Here is a 16,707-nt window from a genome sequence, read left to right as displayed (position 1 = left end):
CCAGATCGATTCAACTAAATATCGTTCCGAATCTAGCGCAGGGGCATTGGCGGCCGCAGCGCCGGGTCGCCGGCGGGCTGGGCGGTTGCTTGCGCGGCGGCGGGTGCCGGAGTGGCCGCGGCTTGCGGCGGCGCCACCCGTGGTGTCGAGGTTTGTGCTGGCGGCAATGGGGAAGCAACCGCGGCTTGTGCGGGCGCGAATGCCGGCTTCGGCTTATGCACCGGCGTGGCGGCCGGCCGTGGCGGAAGCGGCGATATCCGGGAGCGCAGGTTCGGCTCGGCAGCCTTTGCTTCGGTAACCCTGGCTTCGGCGACCCTGGCCTGGGCCGTCCGGGCCATGTCGCGGGCGATCTGTTCCTGGCCGCTCTTGAGCTGGTCGAGGCTGGCTCTGAGCTCCGCGATCTGTTGCCCCATGGTGGCGAGATCATGCGCCATCGACTGCAGCAATTGCGCGGTGTCGGGAGAGAGGGCGGCGGCTGGCACAGTGGCTTCCGCGGACTGCGCGGCTGGCGAAGGCGCTGGATCTGCCGCGGAAGCCGGAGCGGCAGGCGGGCTCGATTGTCCGGCGAGCCCGAGTTTTTCCGGCAACGATGAAATCAGCGCCAGCTGTGGCGTCCAGTCCGCGATCGTCTGTTGGGCGGCGTCGCCGTAATGCTCCCAGGCGATGGCAGCGACGGCGCTGCACAGGGTGAACACAAAGCCCATGAAGGCGCGTGACGCCCGCCGGCCCATCGCCGACCGGGGGCCCGGAACCTGGATATGGTCGGCGGCGGTCGCACGAAACGCGGTATCGACCGATGAAGCCGATGCGCCGGGTCCGGTCTGGGTCTGCGGACCCGAAGGACGGCTGACGATTTCGGGCGCGAGCGTCGGAAATCCTTTATCCGCGCGCGCGGCCAGCACCACATCGGGCGCAATCTCCGGAATGTCGCGCGGATCGTTTTCTTGTCTGTCCAGCGTGGAAAGCATGGGGGTTCCTTGCTCCGTCCAATGTCACCCGTCAGCAAACGGCCGGCGGATTTACGCTACGTCAGCAATCCTCTGCCCGGCTCCACGACTCCAGTCAGGTGTGACCAAAGCAAGGCGACAGGGTGAAGAGTGTGAGGCTGTACAGGGTTCAGGAACCTGGATCCAGCAGGAAGAAAAGGCGACCCAATGCCGTCCGCGCAACGTGCCGATCCTGCACCGGCGATGCCGGAATATGCACCGGCGCTAATCCACCGGACGGGATCTGGAGGGGACGCGCTCGCCGACCAGACCGGCATGGGTGCGAAAAACAATGTCCCAGAAAATCGTCGTCACGCCGTAATTGCAATTCTCGAGATGATGATGGGCGAGGTGCCGCATCTTGGCCGTATAAAGCCAGGACCCATGCGCGATCGGCCAGCGATGCACCGCATAGTGGACAAAAATGAAAAGGAGATAGCCGATCAGAAGCCCGGCGAAGATCGCCGAGCCGTCTGCCACTCCGGCGGTGCGGATCAGCAGATATCCGATCGGAAATGCAAGCAGCGGCGTGCTGAGGCTGGATCTTTCCGCGTCCGGATCGCTCGGATGGTCATGATGAAGCTGGTGAAGGCGCTGACCCACGGAATGGCGGTGAAAGACGAAGCGATGCACCAGATATTCCAGCAGCGTCCAGACCGCCGCCCCGGCGACGACCAGGGGGAGGCGGTACATGCCCGCGAGTCCCAGGAAAACCGCAATGGCCAGCGGGATGGTGACGAAGTCGCCGAAATGCCTGATGCGCTGCATCAGCCCGGCGAACAGACCTGTAACGATACGCCCCATTGCACAACCTCGCCGCCGCCAGCCGCGGCTTTACAGCATCATGAGCCCCACGGCTTGAAACTGAAGCAGATTCGCATGACGAAATTGCTGGCGAGGCCGCCGCGCGTCATCGCCGGCGGGCTTGCGCGTTCTAGCCGTAGGCAGATTTTGCTTCGATCGGGTAATTCTTGCCGCGAACAATAGGTCCAGTGTCCGGCTGAAAGTATCATCGCCGGGCCATTTTTCCGTCACAGGCGGGTTTTGCCGCGAGAAATCAGGCCGTTTTTTCAAACCTGTCCCAGCCCGGCCCGTGGCATCCGATTTGCTGGTCCTTTGCGAGATGCATCGTCGCCATACCGGAGGGTTTAAGTGAGCATAAGCGGTTCAGTCGGGTCTTATAGCGGTGCCCAATGGCGGCAGCCTTCGATTGTGCAAAACCAGCAGACCAAGGGCGCTGCCCAATCTTCGTCGGCCACCGGCGCGGCCTCCGGTGGAGCGAGTTCGGATTTTGATTCCGTGGTCGACGGAATTGATGTCAATTTACCGAATGGCATTTCGGTCGGGGTTTTCCGCCTGGATGGAGGCGCGGGGACCTCGGCGCAAGGCGGCGGGATATCGGCCGGCAGCGCCGGCAATGGATCGACCAATCAAATGGTCGATGCCGTCGAACAACTCGTCGCGGCGCTGGAAAACTACGCTGCGCCGCAATCCTCCACCGCATCTCAGGACTCCTCGGCAGCAACCTCGGCCGGCGGGACGACCGCAGGGGCCTCCGGCATGTCGGCGCCGGGCGCCTCGACCGAGGGAATCCAGATCGGTATGCCTAACGGGTTTTCATTCGAGGTCTTTGGACATGGAAGCGGCTCGTCGGACGGCGGCAGCAGCGGCGGATCGTCCGACCAAATGGTCCAGGCGGCCGAGCAACTCGTGGCGGCCCTGGATAAATACCCCGTCGCGGCCCCAGGCGCTTATGGCAAGGCCAGCGCTTCCGGAGCCGCGACGGCAACGGGAAGTGTAAATGCGGTGGCGTGAGATTATAGCGTTTTCGAGCGAAGCGGATTCCGGTTCGCGTGAAGAAAACGCGCCTAAGCAAAATGCTAGAGCCCGGTTCTGATTCAATCAGAACCGATAGAGTTCCCGCCTCAGGCTTCTCTTTGGGCGGATGCCTTCGAAATCCGAGGCGTGACGCTCAGGAAGCCCCGAGGTGGCCGATACCCTGGATTTCGACCAGGACTTCCGGGCCCGCCAGGCTGGAGACCTCGACCAGGGCGCAGGTCGGAAAATCGCCGGTAAAAAATTCGCGGCGCGCCTGCCAGACTTTCTGCCGTTGCGAGATGTCGGTGACGAAAATCGTGAGCTTGACGATGTCGGACATCTTGCCGCCGGCCGCCGTCATCAGTGCCTGATATTTCCTGAAGATCGTCTTGGTCTGCTCGTATTCGTCGGCGCCTTCGATGGTCTTTTGATCTTTGCCGCGGGCTGTCATGCCGGCGAGATAGATTGTCTTGTCGACCACGAGGCAGTTGGACCACAGTCCCGGTTCTGCTTCGGCGACGTCAGGGCTTGTAATGCGGCGGACAGGCATGAACGACCTTTCTTGAACTTCTTGATGGTAGCCGATGAGATCGCTTTGGCGGTCAGCCGGCCTTGGCGTTGCTGACCAGCGCGACGGCCTCGATTTCGACCAGCAGATCGGGGCGCATGACCTCGGCGCGGAAGCATGTGCTGATCGGCGGCGATCGCTTGAAATATTCCGCCCGCACCGCGTTCATGCGCTTATAATCTTCCGGGTTCTTCAGCATGATGACGACCTTGAAGATGTCGTCCATGGTCGCGCCGACGGCTTCGACGCAGAGCTTGATGTTTTCAAGCGTGGCGCGGGTCTGCTCCTCGATGGAATCGGGGATCTGGCGATCGTAATAGTCGCCGGAAACGTGGCTCAGGGCGGTGGTTCCGGCGATATAGAGATGGTCACCGACTAGCACGGCGCGCGAGAAAGGGCCGACGGCTTCCGCCATGCCTTTGGGCTCGATAATCGTTTTCGTGGTGGTCATGGCATCCTTTGGGTGTGAACTTCGTGACGGTCGATCAATGTGAAAAATGTCCGGTCCATGCAGGCGATCCGGCGATGTCCGGGGTCATGGCCGGCCTGCCGGATGACGGGCCGCCATGGCTCAACGCCGGAAATGGCTCAACGCCGGAATTGAGCCTCGACAGCCTTCCGGGCTTGCTCGGGCTTGATGCTCAACGCCCGAATATTGGGTTCGACCTGCTGCATCATGGCCGCCATGTCGGGGCTTGCGGCAAGCTGAGCAAAGCGGTCCTCACGCTCCTTCAGTCCGAGCGAACGGGCCATCAGCGTAAGATAATTGACGATGGGAAGCGTGGTGTCTTCCGAGGCGCTGCGCTGGGCCAGCAGCAGCTGGCGGTGGCAGGAATGATAGATCGTGGTGACGTGGGTTGCGCCACGGCGCCGTGCCTCGCCGGCCCATTCGTTCATGGCCGCCGGGTATCGATGCTCGCCGAAGCTCTTGATGGCGGCATCCGCGCAATGACGCCCGAGCCCTTCCATCGGCGGCATATCGACGATGGATAGTCCGGGAATCTGCGAAAGGATATGCTTCGCATCCCGGCCGTCTTCTTCCTGCTCGGCAAAACCGCCGTGATAATGGAGTGCGATCCTGACCGGCTGCGGCGCCGTAAAATTGAGGCGCTCAAGCTGGCTCGCAAGAAAACGGGTAACGCTGATCCGCTGCTTGGCGGTCTCGGTGACGACTTCCTGCGCCTCCGTTCGCAACTGGTTGTCGCAGGACGGACACCAGCACAGCATCTGCTCCGGCGTAAAGGCGTCGAATTTCTTCATCGTCTGTTGCAGCATGTTCTTGCCGACGGCGACGTCGCCGCGCGATTCATGGACGATGCCGCAGCAGTTCGAAGGGCCCCCCAGCGTGACAAAATCCTCCTTGAGGTAATTCAGGATGTCGTCGAGCGTTTCCGCGAGCTGAACGGTTCGCAGCACGTTGCAGCCAAGCCACAGGACATATTTGTGATGGGGCGCGTCCTTCGGCACGCTGGTCAGCCACGGCCGTTGCGCCGGATCCCGCAGCAATTCCCCGAGCACACGCATGGTTCCGAAATGCTCGGCATAGGAGAACGAGTCCGCCGTTGGCTCAGATGGCTTCTCTTGTTGGTCGCTCATGGCTGATCTCCAAACCTTCAATCCGGTTATTATCGTGATTGCCGTTCGAGCCCGGTTTTCAGGACGGCGTCGTCGTTGCCTTGCCTGCCTTGGACAAGAGGTCGTCCAGCGGCATCGGCGCAACCCGCGCGTTGGGCTGGTTCAGCAGGAAATAGGCGACACCTGATGCCGGATTGCGGATGTGCTCCGTGAGGCAGGTCCGCGCCAGGGCGGGATCCTTCTTGCGCAGGATCTTCAGCAGCGCGGAGTGCTCCACGCCCGGCATCTCCCGGACTTCATAGACGCTGTTATAGAGCAGCAGATATGGATGGATGGCCTGCCGCACGCGGCGGATTTCGGCCATCAGCCGCGGCATCTGCGCCGCCTGATAGATCGTGTCGTGAAAGCTCGAATGATGTTCCATCCAGCGCCGCGGATCGCTGGAGAAACGCAGCATCGTCTCGAGCTTGATCGTCAGCAACCGAAAGGTCGCGTCGTCAAGATGCGCAACGGCCCGCTCGACCGCGAGCGTTTCAAGCGCGACGCGTATCTCGAACAATTCGACGATCTCCGAAACCGTCAGCGATGTCACGACCGGCCGGCGATTTTCCCCGAAGGTGACCAGTCCTTCCTTTTCGAGCTGAAGGAGAGCGGCGCGAACCGGCATGCGGCTGATGCCCAGACGCTTGCCGATGTCTTCGGGCACGATCGCGGTTTCTGCCGACAATACGCCGTCGAGTATTCGCTGCTTGAGAAAGGCATAGGCCTTGTCCTGGGCTTTAGCGGTGGCCATGCGGGCGATCCTGTTGCAAGTGTTTCCGTTGATAAAGAAAGCCGACTACGCCGGGCGCAGACGGCAGGGCAGAGCACGCGTATCGACCGATCCGCTCATTGGATCCATTGGCCCCGCATAGGTCAGGGCGGCATTGACGTTGATGTCGAGCACATCGAATTCGGGACCATCGGCCTCCGGCCGCCACCAGCCGATCCCGGTCGTCACGATATCGGGGGCGGTGCGATCGGTGATCTCGGCGCGCAGGCGGCACGGCGCGGCGCCCGCTTCGGTTTCGACGATGACCCATGAATCGTCCGCTAGGCCGAGACGTCCGGCCGTCTCGGGATGGATCCGGATGGTTGGGTCAGGAGAAACCTTGCGGGCCCAGGCCTGTTCGCGAAACCGGGAGTGATGATAGGTTTTTTCGCGCTGGCCGGTTTGCAGGACGAGCGGAAAATCCGCGCTGACCAGCTTTGTTGCCCGCTCAAACAGCGGCGGAACATGATCCGGCAGGGGATCGAGCCCGAGGCCGGCAAGGGTGTTGGAATAGAGTTCGATCTTGCCGCTCGGCGTCTTGAAACCGTTGGCCGCGAAATCCCGCAGTTCATAGGAGAATTCGGCGAAGCCATCCCGCCGCATCGCCTCGCGATCGATCTTGGCTTCGCCCAGCAGAAATCGATTGAAGGAGGCCTGGTCCGGCCACGGCAGCAGTTCGGCGGTGAGCGCGCCGCGCGCGCGCATCCGGGACATGATCCCGGCGGCGATCTCGATGTCGCAGCGGACTTCGCCGATCCGCTTTGACGCGGGCGCCGTATAGGTCACGCACGGCCCGGTCTGGCTGATGTCGACCTCTTCCTCCTCCAACGTCGTGGTCTTGGGCAGCACGATATCGGCGACGGCCGCCGTCGGGGTCATGGTGTGGGCGGCGACACAGAGGAAATCGAGCGCTTTGAGCGCGGCCAGGGTGCGGCGGGTGTCGGGATACATCACGGCGATATTGACGCCGCTGACATACATGCCGCGAACCGGGTAGGGGGTTGAGTCCAGGATGGCGTCGAGCACCGATTTGTTGTGGCAGGCGGTCTGCCAGCCGGCCGGTCCGGCCCACAGTGGGTATTGCGCGGCTCCGATGGTCTGCTGTTCGATCTCGGCCGGCAGGCGGAAGCGGGGATCGTGCAGGAGGTCCATATAGGTGGTGTAGCCCGCCGGCCGTTTGGCGCGCCGGTTGCCGCCCGGCCGGTCGAGGTTTCCGCTGATCGCGACCAGGCAATGAAACGCGCGGAAGGTCTGCACGCCGTTGCTCGCGGCATCGATGCCATGTCCGCTGACGAAGACCGATGGACCGGCGGCGTAGAGATCGGCGGCCTTCACGATGTCGGCCGCGGCGACGCCGGTGAGTTTTGCGGCCCGCTCCGGCGTGTAACCGGCGACCCGCTCGGCGAGCGCGTCAAAACCGGTACACCATTGTTGCACGAACGCGGCATCGTGGCGTCCTTTGGCAATCAACTGCCGCATCATCGCCATGGCGATGGCGGCGTCGGTGCCCGGAAGCGGTTGCAGCCAGAGATCGGCGATATCAGCCGCGCTGGTGCGGAACGGGTCGATGACGATCAGCGAGGCGCCACGGGCCTTGGCCCGCTTGATCGCCAGCCATTGCACGGGATCGGCGGCCATCGGATTGCGGCCGACCACCAGGATGCATGCGGCGTTGTCGATGTCCTCGCCATTTGTCATCGAAAGGCCGGTCAAGCGGTCGCTTACCGCGCGGCAGCCGCCGCACAGATCCTGATTGATCATCCAGTTCGGCGATCCGATCGAGCGCATCAGCAGCGCCATGACAGGCCCGCGGCTGAAGGCGGCGCCACTGACCGCGCCGACCAGGGCCGGCGCGCCATAGCGCTCGCGGATCGCGGCCATCTTGTCGGCGATCTCGTCGAGAGCCTGGTCCCAGCTGATGCGCTCCCATTGACCGCTTCCGCGCTCGCCGACGCGCCGCAGCGGATGGGTCAGGCGATCGGGATGGTAGGTCCATTCCGGAAGCGCCCGCATGCCCTTTACGCAGAAAGCACCCCTTGAAGCCGGGCTTTCGGGGTTCGGAGCGATCTTGCTGACACGCCCGTCGTCATTCACCGTAATGAGCGATCCGCATTTCGATGCGCATTCCCAACATGTGCTCGCGATGGTGTGAACCATTTTGACCTCACAAGGGTGATCAGATCGACGAGGGCCGCACCAGCCCGTCGGACGGGGCGCCATCGTCGTTCGCTTCAGTCTTCTGGACGGTACGTGATCTGGACGTATGTTGCAGCAGCGTGCCGACGATGCCCTTCGGCGCGGCCACGGCCATCACGGCGAGCAGCAGCCCGACGAAGATCTGCACATAGGTAAAGACAGAGGCGATGAGTTCGGTGACCGGCAGCACCAATAACGCGCCGACCAGCGCCCCACAATCGGTTTCAAGGCCGCCGATGACGGCGTAAAGGATGGCGTTGACCGAGACGCTGATGTCGAGCAGGCCGGTGGTGACGTGGTTCATCACCAGCGCATATAGCGCGCCGCCGAAGCCGGCTACGGCGGTGCTGGCAACGAATACCGCATATCGGCGTAAGGTCACGTTGTAGCCCAGTTGGCGGGCGCGGACGTCATTCTGGGCCACCGCGCGAATGACCGTCCAGGTCAGGGTGCCGCGCATCCTCCAGAGGCCGCAGATCAGGACGACCAGCGGAACCGCCGCGAGGTAATAGGTCGCCAGATTCAGGCCGGAATGCATCTGCCAGAGACCTATTCCGATCTGCTCGGTCGGAAGGCTCAGGCCGTCGTCGCCGCCGGTATAGGCGCTCAGGGCGTTGCCGACGAGGAGGCTGGCCGCCGCAATGATCACCGTCGCAATGATGGCGGCATGGGTATGCATGCGCATCAACATCAGGCCGACCACGGCGCCGAGCAGCGCCGCACCGAGGGTGCCGCCCAGCAACATCGCCGGCAGTCCCCAGCCGGCCGAGGAGGCGACATAGGTCGCGACATAGGCCGCGAGCGTGAAGAACAGCCCCTGGCAAAAGCTCAGCAGGCGCGAATAGCTGTAGGCGAGGTCGAAACTGAGTGCGAGATAGGTATAGACGACCACCTGCAACGCCAGGAACAGCCAGTAGGCGTTGAGCACGAGCGGCGCCACCAGCACGAAAGTCAACGCCGCGATCCGCAGAACGGCGACGGGGCTGTTTGCTGTCATGCTCCTCCTCCGAACAGGCCGCGCGGCCTGAAATAGAGCACCGGCAACAAGCAAAGCAACGTGGTTGCCTCCGCGGCCGTCGGCGTCATGGCGACGGAAAGCAGGCCGCGCAGCAGACCATAGATGATGGCGACCGCAACCGTGCCTCCGAGATTGCCGAGACCTCCGACGACGACGACAATGAAGCTCGGCGCCAGGATCGCCAGCCCCATCTGGAAATGGGCGCCCGTGATCGGCGTGGCGAGCGCGCCGGCAAGGCCGGCGGTCAGTCCGCCAAGCGCGATCGTCAGCGCATTGACGCGGGCGATGGGAACGCCGGTCGCGGCGGCCAGCGCGCGGGCCTGCGGGACCGCACGCATGAACAGTCCGTATTTTGTGAAGCGCAGGAAAAGACCGACCGCGAGCAACACCAGGATCGCAAGTCCCGCCGCCGCCAGCCGGTAGCTCGGATAGGTGATCCCGAACAGTTCCACGGCCCCGTCGAGCGGCGCGTCGACCGACGCGGGCTCGCCGCCAAAGAAGGCGAGCACCAGATTGTCGATGACGAGAAGCAGCCCGGCGGTGGCGAGAATGCTGACGGCGATTTCCCGTCCAAGAACATGCGTGAACAGCACGCGGTCCAATAGCAGCATCAGCGCGGCGACGACGAGGGGCGCGATCAACGCGGCCCCCCAGAAGGGCAGTCCCAGCGTGTTGCAGGCGTAGGCCGTCAGGACCGCGCCGAGCATGAACAGCGAGCCATGCGCCAGATTGCTAATGTGCATCAGGCCGTAGATCAAACACAGCCCCAGGGCGATGAGGGCGAGCAGAAGTCCCCAGACCAGTCCGTTCAGAAGCTGAAAGGCGACGACATCGAAGTCCATCATGAAACCCGTTTCGTCTCGTTGCCGCAGCGGGCATGGCGACCATCACGCCGCATTCTTCGCTCCACGCATCCGCACACCCAGAATTCGTTCCAGCGAGCCGTCGGCGGAGACCGTGGCCGGCGTTCCGCCGCCGACGATCCTGCCTTTTTCCAGAAAGCACAAATCCGTGCAGACCGAAAAGCTCAGTCCGAGATTCTGTTCGACCAGCAGTACCGAGACGCCCCGCTCATGCGCCAGAGCCCGGATGATCTCGCCGATCCGGTCGACCATCTGGGGCATGACCCCTTCGGTCGGCTCGTCCATCATCAGCATCCGCACGTTCATGGTCATGCAGCGCGCCAGGGCGACGAGCTGCTGCTGGCCGCCGCTCAGCCGTCCGGCCGGCCGCCGCAGGTGGTCGCGAATTTCACCGATCAAGGCCAGCACTTCATCGAGCGGCCGCGGGTCCGGCACGGCGGCGGCGGCAACCTTGATGTTTTCGGCGACGCTGAGCTCGGGGAAGACCCGATGCTCCTGCGACATGTAGGCGATTCCGGCGCGAGCCCGCGCATCGGCAGGCCTCCCGTCGAGCGACTGGCCGTACAACGCGACCTTGCCTTCGATGCGCGGCAACTGTCCCATCACGGCCTTGAGCAGCGTCGTCTTGCCGGCACCGTTGCGCCCCAGAAGACCGGTCACCTGGCCGGCGGGAACGGCAAGATCGACGCCTTGCAGGATGTGCGACTTACCGTACCAGCCGTGCAATTTCTCAATGGTGAGCGCGTCCAAGATAGGCCTCCTGAACCACGGGATCCGCCATGATCGCCTCGGGGGTATCGTCGGCCAAAACCGTGCCCGCGCATAAGACCGTGATGTGGTCGGCGGTGCGCAGCACCACGTCCATGTCGTGCTCGATCAGAACCAGCGTGTGACGTCCCTTCAAGGTCTGCGTCATCAATGACGTAAACCGTTCGGTCTCGTCGGGACTCATGCCCGCCGTCGGTTCGTCGAGCAGGATGATCGCCGGCTCGGCGGCGAGCGCGACCGCGACTTCGAGGATGCGCTGGTCGCCATGTGACAGTTGAGCCGTCGGCTGACCGGCTACGCGCGTCAGCCCGAAACGCTCCATCAATTGATCGGCGGTTTGGAGGTTGGCCGCCGAACCGATCTCCCGCAGCCGGTAGAGGCGGCAGGCATGCAGCGCGACCTCGATATTCTCCTTCACGGTGAGGTCGGGGAACAGGCTGGTGATCTGGAACGTTCGCACCAGGCCGGCGCGCGCCACCAGATGCGCAGGGACGCGGGTGATGTCGCGTTCGCCGAGTTCGATCTTGCCTGTTTCCGGCTTCATCAGGCCGGAGATCGTGTTCACGAGGGTGGTCTTGCCCGCGCCGTTCGGGCCGATGATGGCATGGGTGGCGTTTTCAGCGACCGTGAAGGTCACGTCATGCAGCGCGACGAAACCGCCGAAGCGCTTGCCCAGCCCCGATATGGAAAGCGCCGGGATCACAGCTGCAGATTCGCCGTGGGCGTATAGACGCCGGCCTCCCTGGGCAGCTTGTGCTTGACGCGATAGCTGCCGTTTTCAATCCGGAACAGATAATATTCGCAGAAGGCCTGATGGTCCTGCGGGCGAACGGTCAGCGGGCCCTGCGGAAACAGCGGGCCCTCGGCATACTCGGGATGAGCATCCGCATATTTGATGAGTTGCGGCGTATCGGCCTTGGTTTTCCAGCCGGACCCCTCGATGGTCTGTTTCAGGAATCCGATATTCGACCATGACGGCCAAGCTTCGCCCGGGCTACCCATGCGGCCGGTACCGACTTCGCGGCCATGTTCGTCAAATCCGATCGCGTCCCGGAACGTGCGCATGGCCGGCGTATCCTTGTCCGCCAGTTCCCAGGGCAGGGAGTCCATTCCCCAGACGCCTTCCACCTGACCCTTGAGGGCGAGAATGTCCGCGTTCCCCAACGCCGAGTCCGCGGTCATGATCGACTTCTTCGCGAATCCGAGTTGCCGCAATGCCGGCAGCACCCGCGGCATATCGGGGCCAAGCACAGCCGCGAATACCGCATCGGCCGAACGGTCGAGTTTCGAGATGTAGGGCAATGGGTCGCTGGTATTGACCGGCATCGCAACGGCGTTGAGCACGGTGCCGCCCTTGCCGTCGACCTGCTTTTGCCAGGAGTCCCGGTGCGATTGCCCCCAGACATAATCGGCATAGAGCGTGGTCCACTTCTTGGCGGTGTTATCGATCATCCAGCTGCCAGAAGCCGTCGCCGTCAGCGACGTGTTCACCATCAGCCGGAAGATGAACGGATTGGCCGCCGATCCCGTGACGTCGTCGGTCCGGCTCAAGGACAGGCAAAGCGTGCCGAGATCGCGGCATATGCCGTTGCTCGCGATCCCGATCCCGCCGTTCTGCGAACCGATCACGAAATCGACGTTGCGATCCTGAAGCAATTGACGCAGGCGCAACACGCCGACATCGACTTTCGTTTCGGTGTCGATGGTGACGATCTCGACCTGGCGGCCGCCGATGCCGCCGTTCTCGTTGACATATTTGACGGCCGCGTCGGTCGCTTTCTTTCGCCAATAGCCGGTGCTGGCCAGCGCGCCGGTCAAGTCGCATTGATGACCGATTCGGATCGGGCCATCCTCGGATCGCGCGGTGCGGGGCAGCGCCAGAGCCGCGGCGGCGCCCAGGGCGCCTTGCACCAAACGGCGACGCGAAAGGGAGGATTTGGCCATGACGGGCATCCCGTTGTTGTGATCGTGGATTCGTGCATGCCGTGATCGAAGGTGGTCGTCTTCATCGCGGTTTGCTCGGTGAAAGGCATCACAAAGTGGATACTCTTTCAAGCGAATGGATGGCTTAAAATGCCTTGTGAGGAATATTTGTGCCGAAAAATTGGATTCAGATTAGTGCGTGGGCGATGGTTGATTAGCCGCTGAGCAGGCCGGGGCGGCGTGCTACAGGCGCCGGTCGTCTTGAAACACGGCGGCGGCTTCTTCCTTCCAGCCGAGCCAGATCTCGTCACCGAGATCGGACGAGTCCGAAGCGTCGACCTTGACGAGGAAGGTCTGCGTTTCGCCGACGGCGACGCCGAGCAACTGACGGTCGCCCTGAAATGTCTTGGCGATAATCTTTCCCTGCACGCGGTTGGCCCGCGCATCCGTCGAAGCGAGACGTTCGATCGCCTCGGGTCGCAGGAAAATCTCGGCATCTCCCGGCCTTAGCGCTGTCGTTACCTGAGCAGGAACGCGGAACGCTCCGATCGTGGTCTTGATGACGGTCGTGTCCGCACCATCGATCTGACCTGAAATAAAGCTGCCCCTGCCGATGAAAGCTGCGACGCCTGTCGTGGCCGGCTTCTCATACAGCGAGCGCGGCGATGCGATCTGTTCGATGTGTCCGCTTTTCATCACGGCGATTCGATCCGACATCGACATCGCCTCTTCCTGGTCATGAGTCACGAAAACGGTCGTGATGTTCAACCTGCGCAGCAGGGCGCGGACTTCAACCTGAAGATCTTCCCGCAGCTGGCGGTCCAGCGCGCCAAACGGCTCGTCGAGCAACAGCAGCGATGGCTCGACCACCAGGGCTCGGGCCAGCGCGACCCGTTGCTGCTGGCCGCCGCTGAGCTCCCTTGGCTGCCGGTCGAGCAGATGGTCGACTTTCACGAGTTTGGCGGCGCCCGCAACCCGCGGCGCTATTTCGCTGCGCGAGACGCGGCGCATCTTGAGCCCGAACGCGATGTTCTCCGCGACCGACATATGGGGAAAGAGGGCGTAATTCTGAAACACCATGCCGATGTTGCGCCGCTCGGGCGGCTGGTCCTCCACGGCCTTGCCGCGAATGACGATGTGGCCCGAATCGGGCCGCTCGAAACCCGCGATCATCGACAGCGTCGTGGTCTTGCCGCATCCGCTCGGTCCCAGCAGAGCCAGGAACTCGCCGGGCACAAGCTCGAACGAAACGCCGGTCACGACGGTCGTGTCGCCAAAACTCTTGCTGAGGCTCTTCACCTCCAGATCGTAGCGCGAACTAGCCACGTGTCGCCCCCAGCATTCTGGTCGAGAGTAGGACGATGGCGATCATCACCACCTGCACGACCGAAACGGTCGCCACCATGGGTTCGAAATTGTTGATCATGTAATTGAAGATGGCGACCGGCAGCGTGATGTTGTCGGCGGTCGTCAGGAACAGCGAGACCGGAATGTTGGTGAACGATACGATGAAGGCAAATGAGGCGCCGGCGATGATTCCGGGCTGGATATAAGGCAAGACGACGTGGCGGAAGGCGTTCCAGGGCGTCGCTCCGGCCACGCGCGCCGCCCGCACATAATTCGGCGGCATATCGCGCAACACGGCGAGCGTGATGCGCAATATATAGGGAATGGCGATCACCGTGTGGCCGAGGATGATGGTCCAGAGCGACAGGGGTTGTCCGGTGACGCTCCAGAAAAACAACAGCGCCAGCCCGTAAACCAGCCATGGGATGGCGAAGGGCGACAGCAGCAGCGGATACAGCACGCGTTCCGAAAACGCGCCGCCGCGCGCGATCGCAAGCGCCGCCGGAACCGCCAGCAGCGTGCCGAGCAAAGACGAGATCAATCCGACGATCAGGCTGTTCTTGATCGCAAGCGTGATGGTGTCGTTCGACCACATCTCGACATAGGATTTCAGGCTGAAGCCCGAGGGCGGAAAGGCGATGTAGCTGCCCGGATCGAACGAAACCGCGAGCACGATCAAAAGCGGAAAGACGAGCAGGATACCCACGAAGCCGACATAGATCCGCAGGATGCGCGAGGTGCCCGTCATCGTCAGACCAGGTCCTTGCCGCGCATGACGCGCAATTGGATCATCATGACGACGATCGACGCCGCCATCAGTACGACCGAAAGCACCGAGGCAAACGGCCTGTCGGACGACACCGTGATCTGCTCCCAGATCGAAATCGGGATCGTGGACGAACTCTGTCCTCCCAGCAGCAGCGGCAGCACGAATGCGCCGCATACCTGCAGAAAGACGATGAGAAAACCGGCCGCGACACCCTGCATGCTGAGCGGCAGCGTGACCGAGAGGAAGGTTCGGACCGGACCGGCACCCAGCATGCGGGCCGCTTTCTCCAGCGCCGGATCGATCTGGCGGATAACTGCCTCGAGGGGCAGCACCATGAAGGTGAACGTCACATGCGCCATGCCGATCACGATCGAACCCCAGCCATAGAGCAGTTGCAACGGATCGGATATCAACCCGACGCCGGTCAGCAGCGAGTTTATGAAGCCGGTGCGGCCCAGGATCACCATCCAGCCCAAGGTCAGCATGTTCATGCCGACCGCGAGCGGCGTGAAGGTGAGGACGGCATAGAGGCTGGCGATGCGCCCCCGCGTTCTCGCGAGGTAGATGGCGACCGGGAAGGCGGCGACGGCGGTGATGGTCGCAACGACAAGGCCCAGCGCGAACGTATAGGCCAGGATCTTGAGATAATAAGGATCGAGCGCCAGCTTTTGGTAATTCCTGGCGGTGAAGGTGGCGAACGATTCCGGCCACTGAAACGGCAGTTCGAAACTCATCGCAACAAGGGCGATGCTCGGAAGCACATAGCCGACGGCAACGATCAGCAATACCGGGGCGAGCAGAAAGAACGTAACGCCGCGGCGAGCGGAATAACATGCCGCGGTCATGATGCGGAGCCCGAGGTGATGACCCCGTCGACGCGGAGGCGCCGCCAATACTCGCCGTCGGCGGCTTCGGACATTTTCAAGGGAGATTCCCGCCGGGAGTTCACACCTGCAGCGCTATCCAATCCTAGCCCCGAATTTCGCTGTTCCAGCGCTCCACCATTTTCGGCGTGGCGCGAATCAATTCACGATAATCCGGCGTTATGCCTTCGCTCAAGGGCATGATGTTGGCCTTCAGCTCGTCCGGAATTTGCACTTTTGAATTGGTCGGCGCGAAGTTGATCCGCTTGAAATATTTCAATTGCGGCTCGGGGTCGAGCAGTGTGTTGACCCACTCATAGGCGAGCCGTTCATTGCCGCCCTTGACGACCTGGGCGGGCGACAACGTGACGAGCGAATGCGGCGCGAGGCGCTTGAAGTCGAGAAATTTGGCGCCGCCGCTCATCATGGCCGTGACGCGACCGTCCCAGAGCACGCCGATATCGACTTCCTTCGACATGATCATGCGTTCGACCTCGAGCGCGGTACCCCAGAACTTGACCATATAGGGCTTGATCTTGCGCAGGGCGTCGAACGCCGGATCGAGATTGTCCATGCTTCCGCCCATGGCCACGGCGTAGTGCCAGATAAAAAACGGCCCCCAGGCGTAGCCGATGTCAGGCAAGGTAATGGAGCGGCCAAATTCTCCCTTGCCGGCACGTTCGAAGAATTCGGCCCACGATTTCGGCGCGCTCTTGATCTTGTCGGCGTTGAAGAAAATGCCCGATGTCGAATACTGATAGGAGGCGCCGAAGTCGTCGAAGGGTTGCCTGAATCCGAGCGGGATGTCGGCGAGATTGGGGACCTTGTCCACGCTCAATTTCGAAACCAGGCCCTTGTCGATCAGAGCGATGGCGAGCGTTTCGCTGTTGTCGACCGCATCAAGCGGCGGCTTGCCGGGCAGGGCTTCAATTTGCGCGGTCCATTGTGTCGGCGCGCCCAGTACCACTTTCACCTCGGCGCCGGTGCGCTGCTTGAACAGCGGGATGAAATCCTCGCGGATGGATTGCTCCCACTTGCCGCCGAGACTTGTAATGGTCACCGAATTCTCGTCGGCGCGGACCAGCATTCCGCCCGGCCAGGCCGCTGTCGCCAATCCCGCGCCGAATCCGCCCAGAACATGCCGCCGTGTAAGCATTTTTATCTCCGCGATTAAGTGACAGAATTGGATACAAATAAATTGA

17 protein-coding genes are annotated in these 16,707 nt (G+C 62.5%); 1 reads left to right on the top strand and 16 read right to left on the bottom strand.

What is annotated here, in order from left to right; genetic code table 11:
- Positions 1-32 precede the first annotated feature (32 nt).
- Both HB630_RS22035 and HB630_RS22030 read right to left on the bottom strand, forming a co-directional pair.
- Entirely contained in the window at positions 33-968 is a 936-nt protein-coding gene (locus HB630_RS22035; RefSeq protein ID WP_213774596.1) for a hypothetical protein, read from the bottom strand.
- Positions 969-1,211: 243 nt separating this feature from the next.
- Positions 1,212-1,790, bottom strand: coding sequence for a sterol desaturase family protein (locus HB630_RS22030; RefSeq protein ID WP_213774594.1), 579 nt, complete (start codon positions 1,788-1,790; stop codon positions 1,212-1,214).
- Positions 1,791-2,285: 495 nt separating this feature from the next.
- Here HB630_RS22030 and HB630_RS22025 point away from each other — a divergent pair, with 495 nt between their 5' ends.
- The gene (locus HB630_RS22025; protein WP_213774593.1) at positions 2,286-2,801 is read left to right on the top strand and encodes a hypothetical protein; all 516 of its coding nucleotides are present in this window, start codon (positions 2,286-2,288) and stop codon (positions 2,799-2,801) included.
- Positions 2,802-2,958: 157 nt separating this feature from the next.
- Here HB630_RS22025 and HB630_RS22020 read toward each other — a convergent pair whose 3' ends face one another.
- From HB630_RS22020 to HB630_RS21955, 14 genes are all read right to left on the bottom strand, one after another.
- Positions 2,959-3,354: a RidA family protein gene (locus tag HB630_RS22020; RefSeq protein WP_213774591.1), complete on the bottom strand. Its 396-nt coding sequence runs from the start codon at positions 3,352-3,354 to the stop codon at positions 2,959-2,961.
- Between the two features lie 52 nt (positions 3,355-3,406).
- Complete coding sequence (locus HB630_RS22015) at positions 3,407-3,823, bottom strand: RidA family protein (RefSeq protein ID WP_213774590.1); 417 nt, start codon at positions 3,821-3,823, stop codon at positions 3,407-3,409.
- 137 nt (positions 3,824-3,960) lie between these two features.
- Positions 3,961-4,968, bottom strand: coding sequence for a heterodisulfide reductase-related iron-sulfur binding cluster (locus tag HB630_RS22010; protein WP_213774589.1), 1,008 nt, complete (start codon positions 4,966-4,968; stop codon positions 3,961-3,963).
- A 58-nt stretch (positions 4,969-5,026) separates the two neighbouring features.
- The gene (locus HB630_RS22005; protein WP_213774587.1) at positions 5,027-5,740 is read right to left on the bottom strand and encodes a GntR family transcriptional regulator; all 714 of its coding nucleotides are present in this window, start codon (positions 5,738-5,740) and stop codon (positions 5,027-5,029) included.
- A 45-nt stretch (positions 5,741-5,785) separates the two neighbouring features.
- Positions 5,786-7,771, bottom strand: coding sequence for a molybdopterin-dependent oxidoreductase (locus tag HB630_RS22000; RefSeq protein ID WP_249780976.1), 1,986 nt, complete (start codon positions 7,769-7,771; stop codon positions 5,786-5,788).
- Positions 7,772-7,934: 163 nt separating this feature from the next.
- A complete protein-coding gene (locus HB630_RS21995) occupies positions 7,935-8,951 on the bottom strand; it encodes a branched-chain amino acid ABC transporter permease (protein WP_213774584.1) in 1,017 nt (338 codons plus the stop codon).
- Positions 8,948-9,817 (bottom strand): branched-chain amino acid ABC transporter permease, encoded by an 870-nt coding sequence (locus HB630_RS21990; protein ID WP_213774583.1) that lies wholly within the window; start codon positions 9,815-9,817, stop codon positions 8,948-8,950. Before HB630_RS21990 ends, HB630_RS21995 begins: the two co-directional genes overlap by 4 nt.
- A gap of 42 nt (positions 9,818-9,859) precedes the next feature.
- Entirely contained in the window at positions 9,860-10,585 is a 726-nt protein-coding gene (locus HB630_RS21985; protein ID WP_213774581.1) for an ABC transporter ATP-binding protein, read from the bottom strand.
- Positions 10,566-11,306 carry an ABC transporter ATP-binding protein gene (locus HB630_RS21980; RefSeq protein WP_213774983.1) on the bottom strand — a complete coding sequence of 247 codons (741 nt, stop codon included), beginning with the start codon at positions 11,304-11,306 and terminating at the stop codon, positions 10,566-10,568. The genes HB630_RS21985 and HB630_RS21980 overlap by 20 nt, the downstream gene beginning before the upstream one ends.
- The gene (locus HB630_RS21975) at positions 11,303-12,547 is read right to left on the bottom strand and encodes an ABC transporter substrate-binding protein (protein ID WP_213774580.1); all 1,245 of its coding nucleotides are present in this window, start codon (positions 12,545-12,547) and stop codon (positions 11,303-11,305) included. Before HB630_RS21975 ends, HB630_RS21980 begins: the two co-directional genes overlap by 4 nt.
- Positions 12,548-12,769: 222 nt before the next feature.
- Positions 12,770-13,852: an ABC transporter ATP-binding protein gene (locus HB630_RS21970; RefSeq protein WP_213774579.1), complete on the bottom strand. Its 1,083-nt coding sequence runs from the start codon at positions 13,850-13,852 to the stop codon at positions 12,770-12,772.
- Positions 13,845-14,621 carry an ABC transporter permease gene (locus HB630_RS21965; RefSeq protein WP_213774577.1) on the bottom strand — a complete coding sequence of 259 codons (777 nt, stop codon included), beginning with the start codon at positions 14,619-14,621 and terminating at the stop codon, positions 13,845-13,847. Before HB630_RS21965 ends, HB630_RS21970 begins: the two co-directional genes overlap by 8 nt.
- 2 nt (positions 14,622-14,623) lie before the next feature.
- Positions 14,624-15,487: an ABC transporter permease gene (locus tag HB630_RS21960; RefSeq protein WP_213774575.1), complete on the bottom strand. Its 864-nt coding sequence runs from the start codon at positions 15,485-15,487 to the stop codon at positions 14,624-14,626.
- A 124-nt stretch (positions 15,488-15,611) separates the two neighbouring features.
- On the bottom strand, positions 15,612-16,661 hold the full coding sequence (locus HB630_RS21955; protein ID WP_213774574.1) for an extracellular solute-binding protein: 1,050 nt from the start codon (positions 16,659-16,661) through the stop codon (positions 15,612-15,614).
- Between the last annotated feature and the right edge of the window lie 46 nt (positions 16,662-16,707).

This window comes from Bradyrhizobium sp. dw_78, assembly GCF_018449525.1.
In the GTDB taxonomy this organism is placed as follows: Bacteria; Pseudomonadota; Alphaproteobacteria; order Rhizobiales; family Xanthobacteraceae; genus Bradyrhizobium.
The sequence above is the reverse complement of the archived record's forward strand: the minus strand, read 5'-3'. Positions and strand labels throughout refer to the sequence as shown.